Raw genomic sequence first — 6,579 nt, forward strand, 5'->3', positions numbered from 1 at the left:
AGCAACCGAGCCGCCCCGCTCACCTGGCCGTCACGAAGCTCATAGATCCTCGGGACAAGCCCGAGGATGACGCGTTGGAGCGGCGAAAAGGAGAGCCCCTACCCCTCCGCCTCGTCCCCCAGGCCCATCATGTGGAAGCCCGCGTCGACGTGGATCAGCTCGCCCGTCGTCGACCTGCCAAGGTCCGACAGCAGCCACAGCGCGCAGCCGGCGACGCCCTCCATGGAGGTGTCCTCTTTCATCGCCGACATCGCCCGGCCCTGGGCGATCATCGCGCGGCCGCCGGAGATCCCAGCGAGGGACAGGGTGCGCATGGCGCCCGGCGACACCGCGTTCACCCGGATGCCCTTCGGCCCCAGGTCGCGGGCGATGTAACGGGTCGCCGCCTCTAGCGCGGCCTTGGCCACGCCCATGGTGTTGTAGTTCGGGATCGCCCGCTCCGAACCCATGTAGGTCAGGCAGATCATCGAGCCGCCGTTGGGCATCAGCGCCGCCGAGCGGCGGGCGCAGTCGACGAAGCTGAACGCCGAGATGTCCATCGCCCGCAGGAAACCCTCGCGAGTGGTGTTGTCCACGAACGAGCCCTTGAGCTCGTCCTTGTTGGCGAAGGCGATGGCGTGGACGAAGAAATCAATGGACCCGAACGCAGCCTCGACCGCGCCGAACGCGGCCTCCATCGAAGCGTCGTCGGTGACGTCGGCCGCAACCACGACCTTGGACCCCAGGCTCTCGGCCAGCGGCTGCACGCGCCGCTCCATGCCCGGCAGGTGCATGAACGCCAGCTCCGCGCCTTGCGCGGCGAGCTGCGAGGCGATGCCCCAGGCGATCGACTGATGGTTGGCGACGCCGGTGATCACGCCCCGCTTGCCGCGCATCAGCTCGCCCTTGGGCAGGTCGTAGTCGTCAGCCATGGCGGCGCGCGTCCTCTAGCGGTGTGCAGTGGAGCGTTTTGTGGCCGCGCCCGCAGCCAGGCGCAAGCCTAAGCCGGCCGCGCCATCACCAGGCAGCCGTTGGTCCCGCCGAACCCGAACGAGTTCGACATCACCGTGTCGATCTGCCGGTCGATCCGCTTGCGCACGATCGGCAGGCCCTCGAACACCGGATCGAGGTTCTCGATGTGCGCGCTCTCGGCGACGAAGTCGTTGCGCAGCATCAGCAGGGAATAGATCGCCTCCTGCGCGCCCGCCGCACCCAGGCTGTGGCCGGTCAGCGACTTGGTCGACGAGATCAGCGGCGGCTTGTCGCCGAACACCGCGCGCACCGCCTCCATCTCCTTCAGGTCGCCCACCGGGGTCGAGGTGCCGTGCGGATTGAGATAGTCGATCGACCGATCGACGCCCTCAAGCGCTAGGCGCATGCACCGCGCCGCGCCCTCGCCGGACGGCGCGACCATGTCGAAGCCGTCTGAATTGGCCGCATAGCCGATGATCTCGGCGTAGATCGTCGCGCCGCGGGCCTTGGCGCGATCCATGTCCTCCAGCACCACCACGCCCGCGCCGCCGGCGATCACGAAGCCGTCGCGGTCGCGGTCGTAGGCGCGGCTGGCGACGGCCGCCCGGTCGTTGAAGTTGCTGCTCATCGCGCCCATCGCGTCGAACAGCACCGACAGAGTCCAGTCCAGCTCCTCGGTTCCGCCGGCGAACACCACGTCCTGCTTGCCCATCAGGATCTGCTCATAGGCCGAGCCGATGCAGTGGGTGGAGGTGGCGCAGGCCGAGGAGATCGAAAAGTTCAGCCCGCGGATCTTGAACCAGGTGGCCAAGGTCGCCGACGCGCCCGAGCTCATCGCCTTGGGCACCGCGAACGGCCCGACCCGCTTGGGCCCGCGTTCCTTCGCCGTCTGGGCGGCCTCGATGATGGTCTTGGTGGAGGGACCGCCGGCGCCGATGATCAGACCCGTGCGCTCGTTCGACACCTCGGTCTCGGTCAGGCCCGCGTCGGCGATCGCCTGCTCCATGGCGATATGGCCGTAGGCCGTCCCCTGGGCGAGGAACCGCGCGGCGCGGCGGTCGACCATCGATTCCCATTCGATCTGGGGCGGCGCATGCACCTGGCTGCGGAAGCCGAGCTCTGCGTATTCAGGCGAGAAGCGGACGCCGGACTTGGCCTCACGCAAAGACTGCAGCACCTCCGCGGCGTCAGCGCCGATGGAGGAGACGATGCCAATTCCGGTGATGGCGACGCGGCGCATCCGTAGTTCCTTCGATGCCGTTCCAGCCTCAGGTCTCAGTATCAGGCCCCAGTATCAGGCAAGGTCCTGCGGGCGCATCAGGCCCACGCGCAGATCCTCAGCCCAATAGATAGGCTTTCCGTCGGCTTCCAGCACCCCGTCGCCGACGCCCATCACGAGCGCGCGATTGATCACACGCTTCATCTGGATGCGATAGACGATGGACTTGATCTCTGGCGTCACCTGGCCACCGAACTTCACCGTGCTGCAGCCGAGCGCCCGGCCGCGCCCCGCGCCGCCGATCCAGCCCAGGAAGAACCCGACCAGCTGCCACATGGCGTCCAGGCCCAGGCTGCCCGGCATCACCGGATCGCCCAGGAAGTGGCAGTCGAAGAACCACTGCTCGGGATTGATGTCGAACTGCGCCTCGACGTAGCCCTTGCCGTACTGGCCGCCCTCGTCGGTGATCTTGGTGATCTGGTCGAACATCAGCATCGGCGGCGCCGGCAGCTGCGCATTGCCCGGCCCGAACAGGTCGCCTCGGGCGCAGGCCAGCAGGTCCTCGCGGTCGTACCGGTCCTTGCCCTTCACGTTGGTCATTGTCCGCCCTTGTCAAATCAGCCCGCGCACGGACGGTCAGGCCCTAGCAGAGGCCGCCGCGCCGCTCAACGGCATTGGGATTCGGGCGCGGTTCCCCAAAGTTCGTTGGCCGCGGCCCATCCGGTGGCCCCGTCGGCTCGCACCCGGCACCAACCCTTGGTGCAGCGATCCAACGCCGCCAGGGCGCGGGAGTTCAGCAGCGCCGCCGTGCGCGAGGCCGGCTTCGCCGAGCGGTGCAAGACCACCGGGTCGGAGCTGAGGTTCATCACCATACGGCGTCCGTCGGTGGTTCGCCGGTGCACCCAGGCGAGGCCGCCTTGCGGATCGCAGACGCGCCGCCACTCCACCGTCTCGGCCACCACCTGCACCGGCAAGCCGCGGGCATGATAGATCCACAACAGCCGGTGATCGTCGCCGGGGCCGGCGCGGGCGTTCACCGTGTCGAACTTCAGCGACACATAGCGCGGCACCGGCAGGCCGGACGGCGTCGGCCGATCGGCGGCCAGCGCGACGCCGGCGCTCGCGGCCAGAACCAGGGCGATCGCCACCCTCAAGGCTCGCATGGGTATATCGCCCCGCACCCGTTCGACCTTCGCCCGCCTGCCTTGGCCGCTTTGCCTTGGCCGCTCTCGGGCCCTTTGCTAGAGGTTGACTCTCAACGCGCCCGAGCCTGGGCTTCGCCAAGTCCCCTTTTCAGATCGCCCATGGCCGCCCGCAAGCCGAAAGTCATCGTTACGCGCAAACTTCCAGATCCGGTCGAGACCCGGATGCGCGAGCTGTTCGACACCGAACTCAACCTGACCGACGAGCCGCTGGGCCGTGAAGGCCTGATCGCGGCCTTCCAACGCGCCGACGTCATCGCCCCCACCATCACCGACCGGATCGACGCCGACGTCATCGCCCACGCCGGCGAGCGGCTGAAACTGATCGCCAACTTCGGCGCCGGAGTCGATCACATCGACGTGTCCGCCGCCAACGCCGCCGGCCTCACCGTCACCAACACGCCCGGCGTGCTCACCGAGGACACCGCCGACCTCACCCTGTCGCTGATCATGGCGGTGTCGCGCCGCGTGGTGGAGGGCGCCAACCTCGTGCAGTCCGGCGGCTTCACCGGCTGGTCCCCCACCTGGATGCTGGGTCGGCGGATCTACGGCAAGCGCCTGGGCATCGTCGGCATGGGTCGCATCGGCCTGGCGGTCGCCCGCCGCGCGCGCGCCTTCGGCCTGCAGATCCACTACCACAACCGCAAACCGGTCAGCCCGCGCATCGCCGAGGAGGTCGAGGCCACCTACTGGGAGAGCCTCGACCAGATGCTGGCCCGCATGGACGTGATCTCGGTCAACTGCCCGCACACGCCCGCCACCTACCACCTGCTGTCGGCGCGGCGGCTGAAGCTGCTCCAGCCGCACGCCATCGTCGTCAACACCGCCCGCGGCGAGATCATCGACGAGGACGCCCTGGCCGAACTGCTCGCCACCGGCGGCCTGGCCGGCGCGGGCCTGGACGTGTTCGAGCGCGAGCCGGAAATCAACCCGCGCCTGCTCCACCTGCCCCACGTGGTGCTGCTGCCGCACATGAGCTCGGCCACCGCCGAGGGCCGCTTCGACATGGGCGAGAAGGTGATCATCAACATCAAGACCTGGATGGACGGCCACCGCCCTCCCGACCGCGTCATCCCGTCGATGTTGTAGGGGGGTGAGCGGTTGTGCGTGACCCACACACCTCGCAATCCGGATCCGCCCCCACCCGCACCGTCCGCGTCTCGGCCGCCAGGGCGTCGTAGATCATCAGCCGTCCGGTCAGCGAGCGCCCCGCGCCGGTGATCAGCTTCACCGCCTCCAGCGCCATCATCGAACCGACGACGCCCGCCAGCGCGCCCACCACGCCCACCGCCGCGCAGGTCTCCGCGTCCGGCGGCGTGTCCGGCACCAGGCAGCGGTAGCAGGGCCGGCCTTCGAACACCCCCACCTGCCCGGTCCAGCGGCCGATCGCCCCGCTGACCAGCGTCTTGCGTTCCGCCACGCAGGCGGCGTTGACGCAGAACCGCACCCCGAAGTCGTCGGTGCCGTCCAGCACCAGGTCGCAATTCGCCGTCAGCGCGCGCGCATTGCCCTCGTCCAGCGCGGCCTGCACTGCATCGACGCGCACAAACGGATTGAGGCCGCTCAGCCGCTCAGCCGCCGCCTCCACCTTCGGCCGCCCGACGTCGGCCTCGGCGTAGATCACCTGGCGCTGCAGGTTGGAGACATCGACCACGTCGGGATCCACCAGCGTCAGCCGCCCGACCCCCGCCGCGGCCAGATACAGCGCCGCCGGCGCGCCCAGGCCGCCGGCCCCGACGATCAGCACATGGGCGGCCTTGAGCTTCTGCTGTCCCGGCCCGCCCAGCTCGCGCAGCACCAGATGGCGGGCGTATCGCTCGACCTCCGCATCGGAAAACGTCATCCGCCTTGACCTTGCCCTGCCCGCTGGCCACATCGCAGGCCATGTCCGACACCGCGAGCGCCTTTCCCAATTGGCATGGGACCACCATCCTTGCACTGCGCAAAGGGGGCGCGACGGTGATCGCCGGCGACGGCCAGGTGTCGATGGGCGCCACCATCGTCAAGGGCAACGCCCGCAAGGTGCGCCGCCTCGCCGACGGCCGGGTGCTGGCGGGCTTCGCCGGCGCCACCGCCGACGCCTTCACCCTGATCGAGCGGCTTGAGGCCAAGCTAGAGCAATATCCCGAACAACTGGCCCGCGCCTGCGTGGACCTGGCCAAGGACTGGCGCACCGACCGCTACCTTCGCCGGCTGGAAGCTATGCTGCTGGTCGCCGACAAGAACTCGATCTTCACCGTCACCGGCGTCGGCGACGTGCTGGAGCCGGAGAGCGGCGTGGCGGCCATCGGATCGGGCGGCAACTTCGCTCTGGCCGCCGCCCGCGCCCTGATGGACAGCGATCTCGACGCCGAGCAGGTGGCCCGCAAGGCCATGGGCATCGCCGCCGACATCTGCGTCTACACCAACCGCGACCTGACCGTAGAGGCGCTCTAGGCGCCGGAATTGATCCTTCAATGACCGAGTTTTCCCCGCGCGAGATCGTCTCCGAGCTCGACCGCTTCATCGTCGGCCACCAGGCGGCCAAACGCGCCGTGGCCGTGGCCCTGCGCAACCGCTGGCGCCGCCGGCGCGTGCCCGACGACCTGCGCGACGAGGTGACGCCGAAGAACATTCTGCTCATCGGCCCCACCGGCGTCGGCAAGACCGAGATCGCGCGGCGCCTCGCCAAGCTCGCCCAGGCGCCGTTCCTCAAGGTCGAGGCCACCAAGTTCACCGAGGTCGGCTACGTGGGGCGCGACGTCGACCAGATCGTCCGCGACCTGGTGGAAAGCGCGCTGGCCATGGTCCGCGACAAGCGCCGCGCCGGCGTGCGCGCCCGCGCCGAGGCCTCGGCCGAGGAACGCATCCTCGACGCCCTCACCGGCCCGGGCTCCACCGCGGCGCGGGAGTCCTTCCGCAAGAAGCTCCGCGCCGGCGAGCTGGACGACAAGGCGGTGGAGCTGACGCTCGCCGACACCAGCGCCATGGGCGGCTTCGAGGTCCCCGGCCAGCCCGGCGGCATGGGCGTGCTCAACCTGTCGGAGATGATGGGCAAGGCGTTCGGCGGCCGCACCAAGACCCACAAGACCACCGTGGCCGGCGCCTGGGCCCCGCTGATCGCCGAGGAGAGCGACAAGCTCCTGGACCAGGAGGCCCTGACCCAGGAAGCCCTGGAGCTGGCCGAGAACCAGGGCATCGTCTTCCTCGACGAGATCGACAAGGTCG

At 69.4% G+C, this 6,579-nt stretch carries 8 protein-coding genes; 3 read left to right on the top strand and 5 right to left on the bottom strand.

What is annotated here, in order from left to right:
* Nucleotides 1-98: 98 nt before the first annotated feature.
* The 4 genes from Q8R27_RS12880 to Q8R27_RS12895 form a co-directional block, all read right to left on the bottom strand.
* Complete coding sequence (locus Q8R27_RS12880; protein ID WP_305699392.1) at nucleotides 99-911, bottom strand: enoyl-ACP reductase; 813 nt, start codon at nucleotides 909-911, stop codon at nucleotides 99-101.
* Nucleotides 912-979: 68 nt separating this feature from the next.
* Nucleotides 980-2,191, bottom strand: a complete 1,212-nt coding sequence (gene fabB, locus Q8R27_RS12885) for a beta-ketoacyl-ACP synthase I (protein ID WP_305699393.1) — start codon at nucleotides 2,189-2,191, stop codon at nucleotides 980-982.
* Between the two features lie 54 nt (nucleotides 2,192-2,245).
* The gene (gene fabA / locus Q8R27_RS12890) at nucleotides 2,246-2,770 is read right to left on the bottom strand and encodes a 3-hydroxyacyl-[acyl-carrier-protein] dehydratase FabA (protein ID WP_305699394.1); all 525 of its coding nucleotides are present in this window, start codon (nucleotides 2,768-2,770) and stop codon (nucleotides 2,246-2,248) included.
* 65 nt (nucleotides 2,771-2,835) lie between these two features.
* Nucleotides 2,836-3,333 carry an SH3 domain-containing protein gene (locus Q8R27_RS12895; protein WP_305699395.1) on the bottom strand — a complete coding sequence of 166 codons (498 nt, stop codon included), beginning with the start codon at nucleotides 3,331-3,333 and terminating at the stop codon, nucleotides 2,836-2,838.
* 141 nt (nucleotides 3,334-3,474) lie between these two features.
* Here Q8R27_RS12895 and Q8R27_RS12900 point away from each other — a divergent pair, with 141 nt between their 5' ends.
* On the top strand, nucleotides 3,475-4,461 hold the full coding sequence (locus tag Q8R27_RS12900; protein ID WP_305699396.1) for a D-glycerate dehydrogenase: 987 nt from the start codon (nucleotides 3,475-3,477) through the stop codon (nucleotides 4,459-4,461).
* Here the strand turns inward: Q8R27_RS12900 and Q8R27_RS12905 are convergent.
* The gene (locus Q8R27_RS12905) at nucleotides 4,442-5,215 is read right to left on the bottom strand and encodes a molybdopterin-synthase adenylyltransferase MoeB (protein WP_305699397.1); all 774 of its coding nucleotides are present in this window, start codon (nucleotides 5,213-5,215) and stop codon (nucleotides 4,442-4,444) included. The two genes, Q8R27_RS12900 and Q8R27_RS12905, sit on opposite strands and share 20 nt — an antisense overlap.
* Nucleotides 5,216-5,220: 5 nt before the next feature.
* On the opposite strand from Q8R27_RS12905, the gene hslV reads away from it, so the two are divergent.
* On the top strand, nucleotides 5,221-5,808 hold the full coding sequence (gene hslV, locus Q8R27_RS12910; RefSeq protein ID WP_305699398.1) for an ATP-dependent protease subunit HslV: 588 nt from the start codon (nucleotides 5,221-5,223) through the stop codon (nucleotides 5,806-5,808).
* A gap of 20 nt (nucleotides 5,809-5,828) precedes the next feature.
* Nucleotides 5,829-6,579 (top strand): AAA family ATPase (locus Q8R27_RS12915; protein ID WP_305699399.1); only part of this gene is annotated, 751 nt, incomplete at its 3' end.

Source organism: Phenylobacterium sp., from assembly GCF_030697305.1.
Classification (GTDB): Bacteria; Pseudomonadota; Alphaproteobacteria; order Caulobacterales; family Caulobacteraceae; genus Phenylobacterium.

What these genes read in the sequence shown, in the direction of transcription:
- Q8R27_RS12880 (WP_305699392.1), bottom strand. Translation starts at nt 911, where the DNA reads ATGGCTGACGACTACGACCTGCCCAAGGGCGAGCTGATGCGCGGCAAG.
- fabB (WP_305699393.1), bottom strand. Translation starts at nt 2,191, where the DNA reads ATGCGCCGCGTCGCCATCACCGGAATTGGCATCGTCTCCTCCATCGGC.
- fabA (WP_305699394.1), bottom strand. Translation starts at nt 2,770, where the DNA reads ATGACCAACGTGAAGGGCAAGGACCGGTACGACCGCGAGGACCTGCTG.
- Q8R27_RS12895 (WP_305699395.1), bottom strand. Translation starts at nt 3,333, where the DNA reads ATGCGAGCCTTGAGGGTGGCGATCGCCCTGGTTCTGGCCGCGAGCGCC.
- Q8R27_RS12900 (WP_305699396.1), top strand. Translation starts at nt 3,475, where the DNA reads ATGGCCGCCCGCAAGCCGAAAGTCATCGTTACGCGCAAACTTCCAGAT.
- Q8R27_RS12905 (WP_305699397.1), bottom strand. Translation starts at nt 5,215, where the DNA reads ATGACGTTTTCCGATGCGGAGGTCGAGCGATACGCCCGCCATCTGGTG.